The organism is Nonomuraea sp. NPDC049725 (assembly GCF_040674795.1).
In the GTDB taxonomy this organism is placed as follows: domain Bacteria; phylum Actinomycetota; class Actinomycetes; order Streptosporangiales; family Streptosporangiaceae; genus Nonomuraea; species Nonomuraea ceibae.
The window spans coordinates 309,817-328,585 of record NZ_JBFANJ010000002.1; the positions used below are offsets into that span (position 1 = coordinate 309,817).

Annotated in this window: 15 protein-coding genes; 6 read left to right on the forward strand and 9 right to left on the reverse strand. The window is 71.4% G+C overall.

Annotated features, from left to right (window positions below):
* Complete coding sequence (locus AB0J53_RS05835) at positions 1 to 1,065, forward strand: LacI family DNA-binding transcriptional regulator (RefSeq protein WP_219511352.1); 1,065 nt, start codon at positions 1 to 3, stop codon at positions 1,063 to 1,065.
* Between the two features lie 18 nt (positions 1,066 to 1,083).
* On the opposite strand, the gene AB0J53_RS05840 is transcribed toward AB0J53_RS05835, so the two are convergent.
* On the reverse strand, positions 1,084 to 1,569 hold the full coding sequence (locus AB0J53_RS05840; protein WP_364168928.1) for a glutathione peroxidase: 486 nt from the start codon (positions 1,567 to 1,569) through the stop codon (positions 1,084 to 1,086).
* A gap of 377 nt (positions 1,570 to 1,946) precedes the next feature.
* On the opposite strand from AB0J53_RS05840, the gene AB0J53_RS05845 reads away from it, so the two are divergent.
* On the forward strand, positions 1,947 to 2,414 hold the full coding sequence (locus AB0J53_RS05845; RefSeq protein WP_219511356.1) for a transglycosylase SLT domain-containing protein: 468 nt from the start codon (positions 1,947 to 1,949) through the stop codon (positions 2,412 to 2,414).
* Positions 2,415 to 2,416: 2 nt separating this feature from the next.
* Here AB0J53_RS05845 and AB0J53_RS05850 read toward each other — a convergent pair whose 3' ends face one another.
* Entirely contained in the window at positions 2,417 to 3,103 is a 687-nt protein-coding gene (locus tag AB0J53_RS05850) for a TetR/AcrR family transcriptional regulator C-terminal domain-containing protein (protein WP_364168931.1), read from the reverse strand.
* Between the two features lie 84 nt (positions 3,104 to 3,187).
* Here AB0J53_RS05850 and AB0J53_RS05855 point away from each other — a divergent pair, with 84 nt between their 5' ends.
* Complete coding sequence (locus AB0J53_RS05855) at positions 3,188 to 4,303, forward strand: ferritin-like domain-containing protein (protein ID WP_364168933.1); 1,116 nt, start codon at positions 3,188 to 3,190, stop codon at positions 4,301 to 4,303.
* A gap of 33 nt (positions 4,304 to 4,336) precedes the next feature.
* Here AB0J53_RS05855 and AB0J53_RS05860 read toward each other — a convergent pair whose 3' ends face one another.
* Together AB0J53_RS05860 and AB0J53_RS05865 are read right to left on the reverse strand one after the other, a co-directional pair.
* Entirely contained in the window at positions 4,337 to 5,587 is a 1,251-nt protein-coding gene (locus AB0J53_RS05860; protein ID WP_364168935.1) for an MFS transporter, read from the reverse strand.
* A 424-nt stretch (positions 5,588 to 6,011) separates the two neighbouring features.
* A complete protein-coding gene (locus AB0J53_RS05865; RefSeq protein ID WP_219511366.1) occupies positions 6,012 to 6,164 on the reverse strand; it encodes a hypothetical protein in 153 nt (50 codons plus the stop codon).
* Between the two features lie 192 nt (positions 6,165 to 6,356).
* Between AB0J53_RS05865 and fxsT the strand changes: the two genes are divergently transcribed.
* A complete protein-coding gene (fxsT, locus tag AB0J53_RS05870) occupies positions 6,357 to 8,855 on the forward strand; it encodes an FxSxx-COOH system tetratricopeptide repeat protein (RefSeq protein WP_219511368.1) in 2,499 nt (832 codons plus the stop codon).
* Here the strand turns inward: fxsT and AB0J53_RS05875 are convergent.
* The 4 genes from AB0J53_RS05875 to AB0J53_RS05890 all read right to left on the reverse strand — a co-directional run bounded on the left by AB0J53_RS05875 (position 8,845) and on the right by AB0J53_RS05890 (position 14,425).
* Positions 8,845 to 10,149 carry an HEXXH motif domain-containing protein gene (locus AB0J53_RS05875; protein ID WP_364168938.1) on the reverse strand — a complete coding sequence of 435 codons (1,305 nt, stop codon included), beginning with the start codon at positions 10,147 to 10,149 and terminating at the stop codon, positions 8,845 to 8,847. The two genes, fxsT and AB0J53_RS05875, sit on opposite strands and share 11 nt — an antisense overlap.
* Before the next feature lie 10 nt (positions 10,150 to 10,159).
* A complete protein-coding gene (locus tag AB0J53_RS05880) occupies positions 10,160 to 11,314 on the reverse strand; it encodes an FxsB family cyclophane-forming radical SAM/SPASM peptide maturase (RefSeq protein WP_364168940.1) in 1,155 nt (384 codons plus the stop codon).
* Between the two features lie 163 nt (positions 11,315 to 11,477).
* Positions 11,478 to 13,772, reverse strand: a complete 2,295-nt coding sequence (locus AB0J53_RS05885; RefSeq protein WP_364168942.1) for a tetratricopeptide repeat protein — start codon at positions 13,770 to 13,772, stop codon at positions 11,478 to 11,480.
* Positions 13,773 to 13,945: 173 nt separating this feature from the next.
* Positions 13,946 to 14,425 (reverse strand): nucleoside deaminase, encoded by a 480-nt coding sequence (locus AB0J53_RS05890; protein WP_357589427.1) that lies wholly within the window; start codon positions 14,423 to 14,425, stop codon positions 13,946 to 13,948.
* Positions 14,426 to 14,575: 150 nt separating this feature from the next.
* Between AB0J53_RS05890 and AB0J53_RS05895 the strand changes: the two genes are divergently transcribed.
* Both AB0J53_RS05895 and AB0J53_RS05900 read left to right on the forward strand, forming a co-directional pair.
* Complete coding sequence (locus AB0J53_RS05895) at positions 14,576 to 16,297, forward strand: ABC transporter ATP-binding protein (RefSeq protein WP_219511378.1); 1,722 nt, start codon at positions 14,576 to 14,578, stop codon at positions 16,295 to 16,297.
* Positions 16,294 to 18,114, forward strand: a complete 1,821-nt coding sequence (locus AB0J53_RS05900) for an ABC transporter ATP-binding protein (RefSeq protein WP_364168944.1) — start codon at positions 16,294 to 16,296, stop codon at positions 18,112 to 18,114. Before AB0J53_RS05895 ends, AB0J53_RS05900 begins: the two co-directional genes overlap by 4 nt.
* Positions 18,115 to 18,243: 129 nt before the next feature.
* Here the strand turns inward: AB0J53_RS05900 and AB0J53_RS05905 are convergent, their stop codons facing one another.
* Positions 18,244 to 18,663, reverse strand: a complete 420-nt coding sequence (locus AB0J53_RS05905) for a hypothetical protein (RefSeq protein ID WP_364168946.1) — start codon at positions 18,661 to 18,663, stop codon at positions 18,244 to 18,246.
* Positions 18,664 to 18,769 lie beyond the last annotated feature (106 nt).

Consider the following 18,769-nt stretch of genomic DNA (forward strand, 5'->3'; position numbering starts at 1 on the left):
ATGGAAAAGCGGGCGACCATCAAGGACGTGGCCGAGGCGGCCGGCGTGGGCGTGGCCACCGTGTCGCGGGTGCTGTCCGGCGGCTCGGCCAGCCCGCGCACCCGTGAGCGGGTGCTCGCCGTCGCCGCCCAGCTCGACTACCGGCCCAGCGCGCTGGGCCGCAACCTGCGCCAGCGCCGCACCGGCGGCATGGGGCTGCTCGTGCCCGACCTCACCGACCCGTTCTTCGGCCGGCTCGCCGAGGGCGTGCTCGCCTGCGGCCGCTCGGCGGGCGAACCGGTCGTGCTCGCCTCCACCGCCGACGACCCCGAGCAGGAGGCCGAGATGATCGGCATGCTGCTGGAGCAGGGCGTCGACCGGGTGATCGCGGTGCCGTCGGGCGGCGCCGACACCTGGCGGCCGGCGATCCGCGCGGGCATGGCGGTCGTCTTCGCCGACCGGCTGCCGGCCGACGCCGCCGAGCAGGCCGGCTCCTCCGCCGTCAGCGACCTCATGCTCCTGGACGGCGTGCCCGCCCCGGCCGCGCCGCCCGCCCGCCCCGTCGACGTGCCCGCCGTCCTGGCCGACGACCGGTCCGGCATCCGTACGGCGGTCCGCTACCTGCGCGGGCTGGGCCACCGGCGCATCGCCTTCCTCGGCGGCCCGGGCCACGACCGGCGGGTGGCCGCCTTCCGCGAGGCGGTCGGCGACCCGGTGGACGAGGAGCTGGTCGTCTTCGCCACGGGCAGCCGCGACGCCGCCTACGCCGCAGCCTCCGGGCTGTTCCAGAGTCGCCCGGACCTGTCGGCGGTGGTCGCGGCGGGCAACGTGCTGGGCGAGGCGGCCGTGCTGGCCGCCCGCGAGCTCGACCTGCGGGTGCCCCGTGACGTGTCGCTGGTCATGTACGACGACGTGCCGTGGGCCGAGCTGTGCGCGCCGCCGCTGACCGTGATCGCCCAGCCCGGCCGCGACATCGGCTATCGCGCCGCCGAGCTGGTCCTGCGCACCGGCGCCGCCCGGCGTCCGCGCACGGTCGTGCTGCCGACCGAGCTCATCGTCCGGGGCAGCTGCGGTCCGCACCGCTGAGGCCGGCTTCCCGCGGCCCTACAGCACCTTCTCGATGGCCGCGGCGATCGCCGGGTCGTCCGGCGCGGTGCCGGGACGGAACCGCGCCGCCACCGTGCCGTCGCGGGCCACGAGGAACTTCTCGAAGTTCCACTGCACGTCGCCGGCCTCGCCGTCGGCGTCCGGGACGCCCGTCAGGCTCTCGTACAGCGGGTGCCTGCCGGGGCCGTTGACCTCGGCCTTCTCCAGCAGCGGGAAGTCGACGCCGTAGGTGGCCGAGCAGAACTCCTGGATCTCCTCGGCGCTGCCCGGCTCCTGCCCCATGAACTGGTTGCACGGCACGCCGACCACGCTGAACCCGCGCGGCCCGTACTGCTTGTGCAGCTCGACGAGGCCGGCGTACTGCGGGGTCAGCCCGCAGCGGGAGGCCACGTTCACGATGAGGAGGGCGGCGTCGCCCGCCAGGCCCGCGAGGGTGGTGGGCACGTCCGCCAGGGTGCGGACCGGGATCTCTCGAACACTCATGCGCCCGACCCTACTCGCCATCCCACCTTCGAGAGCGGTTCAAACCCCAGGTGCGCGCCCGTTTCGCGGCAAGGGCGGGCCATCCGCGCCCCGGGCCGCGCCAACCCGGCCCAACGGGAGCGCCGATTGTCGGCCACCGTCCGGCAAACACCTGTCCGGGGCGTGTCCCAGGTCCCGGAGCCCGGTCGGGCCGCGTACTACAACCGGCTAAGAGGACATGTCGTGGCGCCCTCCGGGCCGTCCAGCGTGATCGGACGGAACCAAGGATCCCGGAGGGCCGCGCGGACCCTCCGCGTGCGAGCCACGGACGCGGACCGGCAGGGGCGCCGGGGAAGCGAGAGCGCCCGTCCGCACGCGACCCGACCGCGAGGACTGAATTGGACAGCAAGCGCACGCTACAGATCACTCTCGCCGCCGTCGCCGGCCTCACCGCGTTCAGCGGTACGCCGACGGTCGCCTGGGCCGAGACCGGGGACGCCCCGGTCGTCAGGACCGGGGTCTGGCGGACCTCCGCCGAGCCGAAGGTCGTCGCCGGGAACGCGAAGAGCAGGAGCAAGGGTTTCGCCCTGAACCAGGTGGTGCAGCGGTCGTGGCCGCTGCGCGAGTTCCACTGCCTGGACAACCTGTGGACCAGGGAGAGCAACTGGAACCACCGCGCATACAACAGATCGTCAGGCGCCTACGGCATCCCGCAGGCGCTCCCCGGAGGAAAGATGCGGGGAGCGGGCAGGGACTGGCGTCACAATCCGGAGACGCAGATCCGGTGGGGCCTGGCCTACATCAAGGGGAGGTACGGCAAGCCGTGCGGCGCCTGGGGGCACTTCCGGTCGCACAACTGGTATTGACGTCAGGTGTCGACGTCGGCTTTCCCGAGGGCATCCGCGGCTGTGCGGGTGCCCTCCCGCCGTGCCGGGTGCACGGCGATCGCCCGGATCATCAGCTCGACGCCGAACTCGAAGTCGCCCTCGTGGTCGCAGCCGCCCAGCAGCGCCGACAGCGCGTGCACCTCGGGGAACAGCGCCGGGTCGACCACGCCGGGATCGGCCGCGCCCTCACGCGGCGGCGCGAACGCGGGCGTCACCCCGACCTCCCGCAGCAGCGACCCGACGACGAACGCGATGAACACCCGCAGCACCCGCACCGCGTCGGCCCCGTCGAACCCCGCGCTGCGCAGCGTCGCCAGCGCCCGCTCCACCGGCAGCATCCCGGCCGGCGAGTGGACCTGCCGGCTGACGACGAGCATCGTGCAGCGGGGATAGTGGTGGGCGATCTGCCGGAAGGCGCGGGCCTGCACGCGCACCCGGTCGGTCCAGTCGGCGCCCGGGTCGTCGGTGAACTCGATCTCGCTCAGCACGGCCTCGGCCACGCCGCTGAGCAGCGCGTCCTTGTTGGGCACGTGGTTGTAGAGGGACATCACGCCGACGCCCAGCTCGGCCGCGATGCGCCGCATGGAGACCGCGTCGGCGCCCTCCCGCTCGATCAGCTCGATGGCCGCGGCCACGATGCGCGCCCTCGACAGAGGCTCGGTGCTCATAGCTCATTCTATTGACGTACGTACACCGTACGTGCAAGCTCCGATTACGGACGTACGGTGTACGTGACCCCCCCGGAGGTCCCCATGTCGACCCACGATCTCTACACCATCCCCGCCGGGCTCTCCACGTGGAACGTGGACATGGCCGGAACCAGCAAGTTCACCTGGGAGTACGACGACGGCCGGGACAGGATGCTGGCCCTCTACCAGAAGGGCAAGGACAAGCAGTGGGACTCCGTCAAGCGCATCGACTGGGGCCTGGAAGTGGACCCGTACGACGTGCTCGGCATCCCCGACCACACCATCGCCATCCACGGCACCCCGCTGTGGGACCGGATGGACGAACGCCAGCGGCAGGAGGTCAGGCTGCACGGCGCCGCCTGGCAGTTCTCCCAGTTCCTGCACGGTGAGCAGGGCGCGATGATCTGCTCGGCGCGGATCGTCGAATCGGTGCCCGACCTCGACTCCAAGTTCTACGCCGCCACCCAGACGATGGACGAGGCCCGCCACGCCGAGACCTACGCCCGCTTCCTCCAGGAGAAGGTCGGCCTCGCCTACCCGATCAACGAACACCTCAAGGCGCTGCTCGACAGCACGCTGACCGACTCCCGCTGGGACATGCCGTACCTGGGCATGCAGGTGCTCATCGAGGGCCTGGCGCTGGCGGCGTTCGGCGTCATGCGCGACATCACCACCAAGCCGCTGCCCAAGCAGATCCTCGCCTACGTCATGCAGGACGAGGCCCGGCACGTCGCCTTCGGCCGGATGGCGCTGCGCGACTACTACCGCCAGCTCTCGGAAGCGGAGCTGCGCGAGCGCGAGGACTTCGTCATCGAGGGCTGCTACCTCATGCGCGACCGGCTGCGCGGCCGCGAGACGTGGGAGAACCTCGGCCTGACGAAGGCCGAGGTGGACGAGGCCATGCGGGCGGTCGACGAGTCGGAGTACCTGCGGCTGTTCCGCTCACTGCTGTTCAGCCGCATCGTGCCGTGCGTCAAGGACATCGGCCTGTGGAGCCCCCGGCTGCAGCAGGCGTACGCGGACATGGGCGTGCTGGAGATGGCCGGCCAGTCGCTGGAGGCGCTGATGCGGCAGGACGAGGAGATCGCCGAGAAGCTGGACGCGGCCCGCTTCGCCGAGGAGGAGGCCGAACGCCACGCCGAGGTCGCCGACACCATCACCCTCGGCTCTCACGACTGAGCGAAGGGATGCGCCCGTGGGCCGGGGCGTCGTTCAGCGCCCGGCCTCCCGGGGGGAAAGGCTTCTCCTGAACGTGGGCACCGCCGTGAACAGGCCGGCGAGGATGAGCATGCCGCAGGCGAGGATCGTCAGGACGACGGCCGGCTCGACGTGCATGAGGAGGAGACTGCCCAGGACCGGCCCGAGCACGACGGCGCTGTAGCTGCCCAGCCGCGAGGCGGCGGTCACGCGGGCGGGCTCCCGGCTGAGCGCGGTCCGCACGGTGACGTTGCTGAGCCCGCCCGCCAGCCCGACGACGACCAGCGCTCCGGCGAAGGAGAGGAAGCTCTGCCGGAACACGAGGGTGAGCAGGACCCCCGCCGCGCACGCCCAGACGAGCAGCAGCATCGTGGACCGGCCGTCCCCCAGCAGCCCGGCCCGGGCGAACAGCCGCGACATGCGGCCCTCGCCCGTCCACGCGCCGATGCACTGCGAGATGGCGTGCCGCCTCGGCGCCATGAACGCGCCGACCATGCCGCCGAGCCCCGGGCAGGCGAGGACCGCGCCGACGTACAGCGGAGGAAGGCGCTCTCTCGACGCGGTGATCAGGAGCACCACGATCAGGCACTGGACCATGAGGTTCGTGCAGGCGGTCACGAGGGTCGCCGACCTCAGGAACCGGTTCCGCCAGAGCTCGGCCAGCCCGGCGCCGAGCTGCGCCGGGGACTTCCGCGTGCGCTCATGGTGCCGGTCGGGCAGCCGATGGAGCATGATCGCGGCCACGGCGAACATGGCGGCGTTCGCCAGGAAGGGCACCAGGACGCCGATGCCGTGCAGCAGTCCGCCGAGCGGCCGCCCCAGCAGAACGGTGGCATGCGTCATGGCCTCGTGCGTGGACAGCGCGGTGTCCACCCGGTCCGAGCTCACCGTGGTGGGGACCAGCGTCGTCTCGGCCACATTGGAGATCACGCACAGCACGCCTTCGACCAGGGCGACGAGCATGAGGTGCCACAGGCTCAGCGCATCGCCGAGCATGACGGCGCACAGGCAGGCGATGAGGACCATCCGCGCCGTCTCACTCCACACCAGCACCCTGCGGGCGCCCCACCGGTCGACGAGCGCACCGGCCGGCAGGTGAAAGAACAGGCCGGGGACGGTCGAGGCGCACATCACCCAGCCGACCCACACCGGGGAGTCGGTCAGCGCGACCGCCAGCAGCGGATAGGTGACGTTCAGCGTGCGCGTGCTGAGGAGAGAGCTGCCCGACGCCCATAAAACACCCTTGAATCCAGGCGAATCTGCCAAAAAGGGCATGATGTGAACAAACTTAAGCACGCTTCCGCCCAGCTGCGTATGACATCAGTCGCGACACATTCTCCGGAGATCAGCAAGACAACACGTCACACAGCGGCAATGCGCTCATACTCGGTCAAATCACGTCAAACGAGAGACCTTTGCGACAGGCAGCAATGCCGCGCCTGTCGCATCATAGAGGGTATACGCCAGCCCACAGGATAGGGCGGCAATTCACGCGACTCCGGATTTAATCCAATAAAGCCCGATTTCGAGCAAATACGATGTCATCGCACATCCGTGCGCCCGGCATCGCCATCTGGGCGGAACAGGCGCACGCCCACGTACGCTCACCGCGGAACGTACGTGGCCGTCATCTCGTCATGGTGCGCGGTCGCCACGGGACCGTCTCACGCCACGCCGGTCGGTCCTGTGTTCACAGCGCCGACGAGAAGCCGGCCACCGTCCCGCCTTCCTGGCCCGCGCACCTACGCCACGCCCGGTCCAGGGCGGGTATCGCCAAGCTCTTGAGATCTTCCAGGTCGATGTCGCTGACATCGATGAGCCCGGACCCGTTCGCATCCTCCATACGGCCCTCCCTGAGCCTGGTTACGGCCGCCCGCAAATGCGGTGAATTGCACCCTGAGCGCACCCCTGGTTTCCTCTATGTGATTCTGTGACCGCTTCTCGCCAGAATCAATCTCAGGAGCGAAAATAAGGGGAAGACGAGAGGGGCTGAGGCGCCGTGGACGAGCAGGTCAGCACGCCGGAACCGGCACGGATGCCCGCAATCTGGGGTAAGAAGATCCCGGGTCGCAACAAGAATTTCACCGGGCGCGAAAGCCTGCTCGCCCAGTTGCGGGAGAGCATCACCACCTCCACCAAGGCCGCCGTCGTCCCACTCCCCCAGGCCCTGCAGGGGCTCGGCGGCGTGGGCAAGACCCAGCTCGCCATCGAGTACGCCTGGCGCTACCGCGGCCACTACGACCTCGTGTGGTGGGTGCCGGCCGACCAGCCGATGCTGGTCCCCAGCACGCTGGCGGCGCTCACCGACGATCTCAAGCTGCGCTCCCCCAGCAGCGTCGGCATCGACGAGGCCGCCGCGTCCGTGCGCGACGCCCTCCAGCGCGGCGACCCGGTCGACAAGTGGCTCCTGATCTTCGACAACGCCGACGACCCCGAGGGCATCAGGGACCTGATCCCCGAGGGCGGGCCCGGCCACGTGCTGATCACCTCGCGCAACAGCCGCTGGAGCGGGGTCGCCGAGACGGTGCCCGTCGACGTCTTCACCAAGGGCGAGAGCGTCGACTTCCTGCGCAAGCGCCTCCAGCGCGCCATCGAGCAGGACGAGGCCGAGCACCTGGCCACCGAGCTGGGCGACCTTCCGCTGGCGCTGGAGCAGGCGGCGGCCCTGCAGGTCATGACCGGCATGACCACCGACGAGTACATCGAGCAGCTCGCCCGCCAGACCCGGGCCGTGCTCGGGCTCGGCAAGTCCACCGAGTACCCGCTCTCCATGACCGCGGCCTGGCAGCTGTCGGTCCAGGAGATCGAGGCCCGGCTGCCCGAGGCGGCCGAGGTGCTGCGCTGCCTGGCCTTCTTCGGCCCCGATCCGATCCCGCGCGACATCTTCCGGCGGGCCAACAAGACCGGCACCCCGCGGATGGGTCCCATCCTGGCCAACCCGCTGATGCTCAGCCAGGCTCTGGCCGAGCTCAACCGTTTCGCCCTGGTGAAGATCGAGCAGGAGGCCGGCACTGTCCAGGTCCACCGGCTCGTCCAGGCGCTCCTGCGCGACTCGCTCGCCGAGGACGAGCGCGAGGCCATCCGGCACGAGGTGCACCAGCTGCTGGCCGGCGGGGCGCCGACGAACCCCGAGGACACCACGCAGTGGCCGGCCTTCTACGACCTGGTGCCGCACCTGAGGCCGGTCGGCATCGCCACGAGCACGCACGAGGCCGTGCAGGACTTCGCGATCAACATCGTCCGCTACCTCTACCGGGTGGCCAGCTACAACTCGGCGCAGGCCTTCGCCGAGGAGTTCCTCGAAAGCTGGTCGCGGCGGGGCGGCCCGCGAGACCACAACGTGCTGCGCATCCGCAGGCAGCTGGGCAACGTGCTGTGGCAGATCGGCCGCTACGACGAGTCCCGCAGGCTGAACGAGGAGACGCTCGAGCTGATGCGGGAGGAGTTCGGCCCGGAGCATCCGGAGACGCTCGGCGTCGCCCTCACCTTCGGCGCCAACCTGCGCGCCCAGGGCAAGTTCCGTGAGGCGTTCCAGCAGGACACCGCCACGCTGGACGCCTACGAGAGGGTGTTCGGCGCCACCGACCCGGCCACCCTGCGCGTGATCAACAACCTCGCGCTCGACCACGCCCTGCTCAGCGAGTACGAGACCGCCCGCAGGCTCCAGCAGCTGGCCTTCCTGGAGCTGTCGAGCACGCGCGCGGACGTGAGCAAGTGGGACGTGCAGATGTACTGGAACGGCCTGGCCCGGGTGGTGCGGGCCTGCGGCGACCACGCGCAGGCGTGCGACTTCGGCGAGGAGGCCTACGCGCACGGCTGCCGCGAGCTGCAGGTCGAGCACCAGCTCACGCTCATGACGGCGCGTGACCTGTCCATCGCCCGCCGGCGGATCGGCGACGTCGCCGGGGCGCTGGAGCTGATCGAGGAGACGCACGCGCGGCTGGTCAAGCTCTTCGGCTCCCAGCATCCCGAGACCATGGCCGCGATGGTCGCCCTGAGCAACACGCTGCGCCAGAGCGGGCGCGAGGAGGAGGCGATGGCGCTGGCGCGGACGGTGCTCCCCCGCTACCAGGAGGTCTTCGGCCCGCAGCACCCCTTCACCTACGGCTGCCAGATCAACCTGGCCCTGCTCTACCGTCTGCGCGGCGACGTCCGCAGGGCCGGCGAGCTCGACCGCGAGGCGCGCGACGGGCTGCGGGAGGTGCTCGGCGAGCGCCACCGCTACACCTTCGCGGGCTCCGTCAACCTGGCCAGCGACCTGGCCGCCCTCGGCGACGTCGCCGGGGCGCGCGAGCTGGGCAGGCGGACCTACCAGCAGGTGCACGACTTCTTCGGCGACCGGCATCCGCTGACGCTGTCGGCGGCCGTCAACCTGGCCATGGACCTGCGCGCCTCGGGCAGCGTCGCCGAGGCCGAAGACCTGTACGAGACCACCCTGGCGCGCTACAGGGAGTTCCCGAAGGACCATCCCGAACGGCTCCACGCCACGACCGGTGAGCGCTTCAACTGGGACTTCGACCCGCTCACGCTGTGACGCGCCCGTTCCTGGCGATCCAGGCCTCGCGGTGCCCGCCGGCCTCCGCCCTGGCCGCGGCCAGGGCCTCGGCGGGCACCGGCTCGGTGAGCCAGGCCGACAGGGTGGTGCGCATGGCGGTGACGAACTGCTTGCCGGCCGCGTTGAGCCGTCCGCTGTCGAGCAGGGTCCCCGTCACCTCGTGCGCCGACTCGCGCCACCGGCCGAACTCGATGTGCGGGCGCAGGTCGGTCTCGTGCGCCCGCTGCCGCCGCCAGAACCCCGACACGCCCAGATACGCGTACGCGCCCTGGATCAGGCCGGACAGCGGGCGCGGGTCGGGCCGCCAGGGGGCGTAGTAGCGGCGGCCGTCGTCCGGTTCCAGCAGGTCCATGACGTCCAGGACGGCGCCGAGCTTGGCGTGCTGCACCTCGTGGGCGAAGGTGGAGGCCAGCCAGCGGCCGTCGGGCGGGGTGGACATCGCGATCGCGCCGAACCGGCCGGCCGCCGATGCGCTGTTCATGCCCTGGGCCGGGGGCCGGATCGGGGTGAGCACGGTGATGATCGCGCCGAGCTCCTGGGCGATGGTCCAGTGGTGCCGCAGGAGCATCCGCCATGACGCGTCCAGGCACGCCTGCCAGGCACGGAGCTCGGCTGCGGGCAGGCGGCCGTCGATGACCGTCTCGCTGGTCCACCGGTGCGGGTCGAGGTCGTCGACGAGCAGGCCGAGTCCTTCGTCGCCGGTCCGGATCCGGGCCAGCGGCTCCCAGCCGGGCTGCTCCCGTTCTCCGGCCAGGACGCGCCGCCCGCCGGCCTCGACCACGCCGTCGGCGTGCACGCGCAGCTCGACCAGGTCGGCGGCGGCGGGGAGGACGAGCTGTCCGAGCGAGGGCAGCGTGACCCGGCCGCGCGGCGCGGGCGCCTCCGTCCGGCACGCGACCCCGGCCCGCACGGCCGCCGCCGCGGCCACCGCTCCGAGCTGCGCGGCCCCGCCGTACGGGCCGGACGCGGGATCGTCCGGCGGTGCCCCGTCCCCACGGGTCAGGGCTTGTACGGTGTGCGCGGCCCAGCCGCCGACGGCGGGGTGGCCGAGCACGGCGTCGACGGCGTCCGGGCGCTTCTTCTCGATGCCCGCGAGCACGTCGTACGCGTGCTCCACCGCCTTCGCCCCGGCCAGCCGCGCGACGCCGAGCACCAGCAGGCGGTGCTTGCTGCGCTCGGCTGCGACGAGGTGGCGCATGGCCGCGGCCCCGCCCCCGCCGGCCGCCAGCCGGGACAGCACCTCGCCGGGCAAGCGGTGGGAGCGTGGTTCCATGGAGTTCCCTTCACGTGGAGGATCGCCGCAGGTCTCTGACGAGACGCGAGTGGATGTGCCCGATCAGCCGGTAGAGGTCGTAGCAGTAGACCGAGGGATTGCGGAACCCGGTGCCCGGCCGGTAGCGGTGCGGGTAAAGGCCGGCGCCGCACACCCTGCCGAACCGGCACGATTTGCAGGTGTCGCTCAGCGCTTCCCAGCCGAGCTGCCTGGCGACCATGCCGGGATGCTCCAGAGCCAGGTCGAAGGGATGGTCGACGATGTTGAGGCCGGTGGCGGGCGCGCCGTGCTGCACCACCTTGAGCGCGTCGGTCTGCTCGATCGTGCCGTCGGTCTCGATCACCACGAGGCTCGTCGGGGTCAGGCCCACCGATTCGCTGGCGGACTTGCCGCCCAGAAGCATGTGGATGATCTCCTCGAAGAGGCGGACGACGGTCTCGCCGCTGGAGCCGTACCAGCGGTCGAAGACGGCGACGAGCCAGTCGCCGTAGGGCGTCTTCTTGGGGTCGGGAGAGCGGCCGGGCGGCGGTGACTCCCAGGTGCCGTGCGGCAGCAGGAAGTCGATCATCGGCGGCCTGAACTCCAGGAGCGCCTCGTAGGTCTCGACGGGGTGGTTGGCCAGGTCGACCGTGCACAGCAGGCCGCTGTAGAGGTGTTGGAAGGGCGGGCGCGTCAGCAGCCGGAGCGCCTTGGCGACCGGCTCGTAGCTGCCGCGGCCGTCGGAGAAGCGGCGGTTACGGTCGTTGCCGCGTGGGCTGCCGTCGAGGCTCACGCCTACCTTGACGTCGAGGTCGGCGAAGCAGCGCAGCGCGTCGTCGTCGAGGAGGACGCCGTTGGTCTGCACCGCCGCGTCGACGCGCAGGCCCGGACCGGCGTGGGCTCTGATGGTCTCCACGGCGTCGCGCAGGTAGGCGTGGCCGACCAGGAGCGGCTCGCCGCCGTGCAGGATGAGCCGGACGGAGTCGACCTGGTGGCGTTCGGCGTGCTCGGTGATGCGGGCGGCGGCGGTGGTGATGAGCTCGGGCGCCATGATCTTGGGGCGTGATCGCCAGCTCTGGTCGGCCAGGGTGTAGACGTAGCAGTAGTCGCACGCCAGATTGCACCGGCTGTGCACTTTCAGGAGAAATTGCCGGAAGGGCCGGGGCTCCCAGCCGTCCTGCAGCATTTGGGGCACATCGAGGGTGGCGGGCCACTCTCGTGCTGGTTCTAGGAATGTCACCGCGCAACACCCCGTGCCTGCCCCGGGAACTTGTGTAATCCGCAATGCTAGCCGAGTCCCGGCCGATTGAGGAGACCAGCCTTAACGCCCATAAAAGCGCGGCCATTAATCACGGTGGATCGTCGCGGAATTCCATGAAATCGATGAGCACGAGGGCCAGGCCGTGCCGGGCGAGCGAGGTGTCGGGGTGGTCGGCGCCCAGCACCCGTTCCCGGTGGGCCAGCACCCGCTCGTACGCCTCCTTCGCGTCCTCGAACCTGCCCCTCTTGTGCAGGGTGGTGGCGAGGTCGTACAGGGTGAGCAGCGTGTCGGGGTGCTCCTCGCCGAGGACCCGCTGCCGGTCGGCCAGCACCTGCCGCAGGTCCGTCTCCGCCTCCTGGTACATCTCCAGGTCGGCCAGGACGGTGGCCAGGTTGTGCCGCGTGTTCAGGGTCTGCGGGTGGTCCGGGCCGAGGACGCGCCGCTGGTTGTCCAGCGTGTCCCGGTACGACTCCGCCGCCTTGCGGAACTCCTCGCGGGACTGCAGCGCCCGGCCGAGGTGGTGCCCGGTGAGCAGCGTGTCCGGATGGTCGGCGCCGAGGACGCGCCTGCGGTCGTCCAGGACCTCGCGGTAGTACTTCTCCGCCTCGCGGAGGTTGCCCTGCCGGTGCAGGTTGGCGGCCAGGTTGTGCCGCGTGAGCAGCGTGTCGGGATGGTCGGGGCCGAGCACCCGCTCCCGGTCGGCCAGCACCTTGCGCAGCTCGTCCTCCGCCTGCCGGAAGCTGCCCCGTTTGTGCAGCAGGATGGCCAGGCTGTGCCGGAGCTGGAGCAGGGCCGGGTCACGGGCCGACAGCGTCCCGGTGACGCGGACGGCCTCGTCGGCGAGCTGCGAGGCGTCGGGATAGGAGCCGTACTCGCGCAGCACGTCGATGACGGTCGACGTGCTGGAGGCCAGCCCGCGCAGGAGGTCGCGCGGAGGGTTGCCGGGGCAGCGGCCGATGAGGGCGCGCAGATGGGCTTCCAGCAGGACCCCCATCGGCCAGTCGTACGGCTGCGCGGGGTCGAGCTCGCCCAGCTCGGCGTGCAGCAGGTGCAGGGCGATCGCCCAGGCCCGCTGCTGGACGTCGCTGCGCTGGGGCGGGATGCGCAGCCGCGGCGGCCTGGCCACCCGCAGCGTCTCGGCCACCAGCGGGTGCAGCCGGAAGCCGGGGATGTCGCCGTCGGAGGTCGGGTCGGTGAGACCGACCCTGGCCAGGGCCTCGATCGCGACGGCGACCTGGTTGGAGGTGGCTCCGATGAGCGCGCCGAGCCGGCCCGGGTGCAGCAGGCCCGAGGGGATGGTGTGCGCGTCGGCGAGCTGGGCCATCACCAGGGCGATGGTGGCGGCCTCCTTCACCTGCTGGTCCCGGAGCGTGCGCAACGACAGCTGCCAGGTCCTGGCCACCACCTGCCGGTCCGGCGGCGGCTGGGAGGTGTCGGGGCGCAGGTCCAGGATGCCCACCATGTCCCCTTCGAGAGCCTGCTGGTAGGCGGCGAAGGTGCGGAAGGCGCTGTGCGGCCACGCGATGAGGGTTCCGGCCAGGTGCAGCGCGAGGGGCAGGCATTGCAGCCTGCGGGCGAGCGCGACGGCGCGGTCCGTGTCGGGCGCTTCGGGGGCCAGGTCGCGCAGCATCTGCGCCGCGGCCCCCTCGTCGATCGGCTCGATCGCGTGCACCTCGCACAGCGGCCCCCAGGTCCGGGGGTCGCGGTCGCGGGAGGTCACCACGGTCACGCACATCCGGCTGGTGCGGATCCACCCGTTGCCCTCGCCGGCGGCGCCTCCGGGCGGGGCCAGCACGGCGTGCGGGTCGTCGGCGTTGTCGAGGATCAGCGCGAACCCGCCGATCTTGCCGGTGCGCCGGACCGCGCCCCAGAAGACGTCGGCGGCGTTGCGGCGGCCGGCCAGCGCGTCCTGGACGTTCTCCGGCGGGACCCCGAGGTCGTCCTGCGCCACCTGCAGGAGCAGCGTCTCCACCTGGCCGCGGCTGGTGGCCTCGACCCACCAGACCACCCGCTGCTGCTGGCGGAACTCCTCGGCGAGCTTGAGCGCGATCGTCGTCTTGCCCAGGCCGCCCATGCCGCCGAGGACCTGCACCGGCGCGCCCGGCACCGCGGCCGCCTGCCGTAGCCGCCGCATCAGGTCCTCGCGGCCGCGGACGGAGTCCGGCAGGCGGCCGATGGGCGCCTCGACCGAGCCGATCACGCCCGGGACGTCGGGGGCGTCGGCCCGCACGGTGGGGCGGTGACCGGAAACTCCCCTGGCCAGGGTGGCGCGCCTGCGGCGACGGTCCCGCCACAGGCCCACCATCGGCGGCACCGCGATCAGCGCCGCGGGCACCGCGAGCAGAGCAGCGATCACACCGGCGATCGTCGCCACCAACTCCATGCCTCTACGCTATGAGGACATTTACCATAAAGAGGAAATTCACCGAGGATGGCAGGCCCGTAACCGTATCCTCACCGCGCGGATATCATCGGCGCGCTCGCGGATAATTGACACTCCGCCATTCCCTCCCGGACATTTCGAACTTCCCGCTCCGATTACTGCAAACTGTCCGGTCAAGTCAGGCCGTGGAAGCGGCGGTGGAGGGTGCGGATCTGGGGAGCCAGGTCCGGGGCCGGGCCGTCCACCACCGCGTCCGGGACGACCTCCCGGATGCCGAGCGGCCGGACCGGCGGCCCGGCGACGCCCATCTCGGCGAGCCACTGCCCGAGCTGCTCCGACGAGGACGCGTACACGATCCGGCCCAGGCCCACCCAGCCGTGCGCGGCCGCGCACATCGGGCAGTGCTCGCCGGAGGTGTAGACGGTGGCGGCGGCGCGTTCGGCGGGGGTGAGGTGGGCGGCCGCCCAGCGGGCGATCTCGAACTCGGGGTGGCGGGTGTGGTCGCCGGTGGCCACCACGTGATTGTGGTCCTCCAGCAGGACGGCGCCGTCGGCCGAGACGAGCAGGGAGCCGAACGGCTCATCGCCGGCGGCCAGCGCCTCGGCGGCGAGTTCGGCGCATCGGCGCAGGTGACGAAGGTCTGTCTCGTTCATGGGACCACCCTGCCACGCCACCCTGCCATGCCCGCCACGACCTCCTCACCGCCCGAAAATGGGTTGATCGGCCGTACTAGCCTTGGAGGAATGCCTCCAGATACGAGCTCCCCTGGCCGTCCCCTGCTCGAATCCATCTCCCTCTGGCGGATGAGGCACTATCTCCGCCCCTATGTCGGCAAGCTGATCTTCATCTGGCTGACCGCGATCGCCGGCATCGGCGTCAGCATCACGCTGCCCCTCGTCGGCGAGCGGGTCGTCGACGGACCCGTGCGCACCGGTGACTCCGGCGCGCTGCTCACGCTCGGGCTGATCGCGCTCGGGCTCGGCGTCGTCGAAGCGCTTCTCACGTTCCTGCGCCGGTGGACGCAGACCGGGCCGGTGCTCGGCCTGGAGACGAGCATCCGCGACGACGTGTACGCGCACCTGCAGCGGCTGCCGATGAGCTTCCACGGCGAGTGGCAGTCGGGTCAGCTGCTGTCACGGGTGACCACGGACCTGTCGACGATCCGCCGCTTCCTCGGCTTCGGCATGCTGTTCCTGGTCATGAACATCCTGCAGCTCGTGACCGTGACCGTACTGCTGCTCAACCTCTACTGGCCGCTGGGGCTGCTCGTGGCCGGCTCGGCGGTGCCGATCGTGCTGCTGTCGCTGCGGTTCGAGAAGCGCTACATCAAGATCTCCCGGCAGGTGCAGGACGAGCAGGGCGATCTGGCCACGTTCGTCGAGGAGGCGGCGATCGGCGTCCGGACGATCAAGGCGTTCGGCCGCCGCCACCACGTGTACGAGACGTTCGACGAGTCCGCGCGCAAGCTGCACGCCACCTCGATGGGCAAGGTGCGGCTGTCGGCGCGGTTCTTCACGTTCCTGGAGATGATCCCGAACTTCACGCTGGCGCTGGTGCTGCTGCTGGGCGCGCTGGCGGTCGGCCAGGGCGCGCTGACGCTGGGCGCGCTGCTCGCGTTCACCACGCTGGTGCTGCAGCTCGTGTGGCCGATCGCGAGCCTCGGCTTCATCCTGGCGATGGCGCAGGAGTCGATGACCGCCGCCGACCGGGTGCTGGAGGTCATGGACACCGTCCCGGACATCGTGGGCGGGCAGGCGGCGATCGAACGGCCGCGCGGCCACCTCCGGCTGGAGGGCGTGGAGTTCCGCTTCCCCGGCGCGGACCGGCCGGTGCTGCGGGACGTCTGGCTGGACGTGCGGCCCGGCGAGACCGTCGCGATCGTGGGCGCGACCGGGTCGGGCAAGACGACGCTGACGGCGCTCGTGCCGCGGCTGCTCGACGTCACGGCCGGGCGGGTCACCATCGACGGCCGCGACGTACGCGAGCTGGCGCTGCCCGAGCTGCGCTCGATCGTCGCCACGGCGTTCGAGGAGCCGACGCTGTTCTCGATGAGCGTGCGCGAGAACCTGACGCTCGGCCGCCACGACGCCACCGAGGAGGAGCTCGCCGCCGCGATCCGCACCGCGCAGGCGATGTTCGTGTACGACCTGCCGTGGGGCCTCGACACGCGGATCGGCGAGCAGGGCCTGTCGCTGTCCGGCGGGCAGCGGCAGCGGCTGGCCCTGGCGCGGGCCGTGCTGAGCAGGCCGCGCATCCTGGTGCTGGACGACACGCTGTCCGCGCTCGACGTGGAGACCGAGGCGCTGGTGGAGGAGGCGCTGCGGGAGGTGCTGCGCGAGGCGACCGGCATCGTGGTCGCGCACCGGGCCTCCACGGTGCTGCTGGCCGACAAGGTCGCGCTGCTGTCCGGCGGCACGATCACGCACGTGGGCCGTCACCAGGACCTGCTCAACGAGGTCCCGGCCTACCGCGAGCTGCTGGCCCAGGACGCCGACCTCGACCCGTCCGAAGGAGCGCTGCGATGACCGCGACGACGACCTGGCGCGGGGTCGCCTCGGAGGACCAGGACGAGCTGACGGACAAGGTCAGCGGGCTGCTGCGGGCACGCTCCCGCAAGCTCCTCGGTGACCTGCTGAAACCCCACCACAAGGCGATCGCGCTGCTCACCGCGGTGATCGTCGTGTCGAACGCGGCGGGGCTGGCGATCCCGTACCTGGTGAAGGTCGGCATCGACGCGGGCATCCCGCCGATGCTGCGCGGCACCGGGCCGGGCACGCTGCTGACCGTCGTCGGCGTGATCCTGGCGGCGGCGGCCACGCAGGCGGTGACCCGGCAGTGGTTCCTCAAGCTGTCGGGCCGCATCGGCCAGGACATCCTGCTGGAGCTGCGCCGCCGGGTGTTCGACCACTTCCAGCGGCTGTCGCTGAGCTTCCACGAGAAGTACACCTCGGGGCGGGTCATCTCCCGGCTCACCTCCGACATCGAGGCCATCGCCGAGCTGCTGCAGTCGGGCTTCGACGGGCTGGTGACGGCGGTGCTGACGATGTTCGGCACGGCGGCGCTGCTGCTGGTCCTGGACGTGCACCTCGGGCTGGTGGCGCTGGTGCCGCTGCCGCTGCTGCTGCTGTTCACCCGCTGGTTCCGGCGGCAGTCGGCGCTCGTCTACCGGCGCACCCGCGAGACGGTGGCGCTGGTCATCGTGCACTTCGTGGAGTCGATGACCGGCATCCGCGCCGTGCAGGCGTTCCGCCGCGAGCCGCGCAACCAGGAGATCTTCCAGCAGCTCAACGACGACTACCGGCAGGCCAACGTCCGGGCCATGAAGCTCATCGCGATCTTCATGCCGGGGATCAAGCTGATCGGCAACGTGACCGTGGCGGTGGTGCTGTTCTACGGCGGCTACCTGGCCTTCCACGGCGAGGTGACGGTCGGCGTGCTCACCGCGTTCCTGCTCTACCTGCGCGGCTTCTACGAGCCGATGCAGGAGATCAGCCAGTTCTACAACACGCTGCAGTCGGCGAGCGCGGCGCTGGAGAAGCTGTCCGGCGTGCTGGAGGAGGAGCCCGCGGTGCCCGAGCCGCGCGAGCCGCACGCGCTGGCCGAGGCGCGGGGCGCGGTGCGCTTCGAGGGGGTCCGGTTCGCCTACGTGGAGGAGATGCCGATCCTGCCGGGGCTCGACCTGACCATCCCCGCCGGGCAGAGCGTGGCGCTGGTCGGCTCGACCGGGGCCGGCAAGACCACGCTGGCCAAGCTGATCTCCCGCTTCTACGACCCGACGGCCGGGCGGGTGCTGCTCGACGGCGTCGACCTGCGCACGCTGGACGAGGCCACGCTGCGCAGGGCCGTGGTCATGGTGACGCAGGAGAACTTCCTGTTCAGCGGCACGGTGATGGAGAACATCAGGTTCGGCAGGCCGGACGCGTCCGACCGTGAGGCGCGCGAGGCCGCCATGGCGATCGGGGCGCACGAGTTCATCTCGGCGCTGCCCGACGGGTACGAGACCGAGGTCGGCAAGCGCGGCGGGCGCATGTCGGCGGGGCAGCGGCAGCTCGTCGCGTTCGCGCGGGCGTTCCTGGCCGATCCGGCCGTGCTGATCCTGGACGAGGCGACGTCCAGCCTGGACGTGCCGAGCGAGCGGCTCGTCCAGCGGGCGCTGCGCACGATCCTGGCCGACCGCACGGCGCTGATCATCGCGCACCGGCTGTCGACGGTGGAGATCGCCGACCGGGTCCTGGTCATGGAGCGGGGCGAGATCGTCGAGGACGGCGCGCCCGACCAGCTCGTGGCCGCCTCCGGCCGGTTCGCGAGCCTGCACCGCGCCTGGCTCGACAGCCTCAGCTGAGCACCGCGCGGCCTCTCCGTTCCGCCGGGCCGCCTCCCCGTTGAGGCGGCCCGCCCCTCCCGGCAGGCGTACGCCGGCCGGCCGCGCACCGGCCGGCCGGCGTACGCCGCCAGTTGGTCGGCACGGCCGCTAGTTGGTGTGTGCGACCGCGAGAACCACCCGGTAGAGCTCGTACCCGGCGATCAGCAGCACCGGCACGCCGAGCCCGAGGAGCAGCCGCCTGGGCCGCATCGCGGGCGCGGACGTGACCGCGGGCAGCGGCTCGACGGGCGGGGGCGCCGGAACCGGCGCCGGTTCGGGCGCCGGGACCAGCTCGGGGTGCCGGCTGAGGTAGCCCGGCGGGAACGAGGTCACGTGGAACGCTCCACAGCCGGGACAGCACGCCCCGGCCCAGGGAGGCTGCACGGGGACGCCGTTGCTCAGCCACACCTCGACGGTGTGACCGTGCCCGTCGTCGAGCCGCCTGACCGTGTAGCGCGCTTCCCATACGTGCCAGCACCGCAGGCACTCGTAGGGCCACAGCTGATGAGTGTCGAAACCATCGTGCACCAGGACCACCCCCCCGGTAACGGACCGCCATCCGCACCGAGTGTCCGCCCGGCTCACACCACCGGCAAGATGGGCCTTGTGACACCTTCCGTTAGGGAAAGCTCAC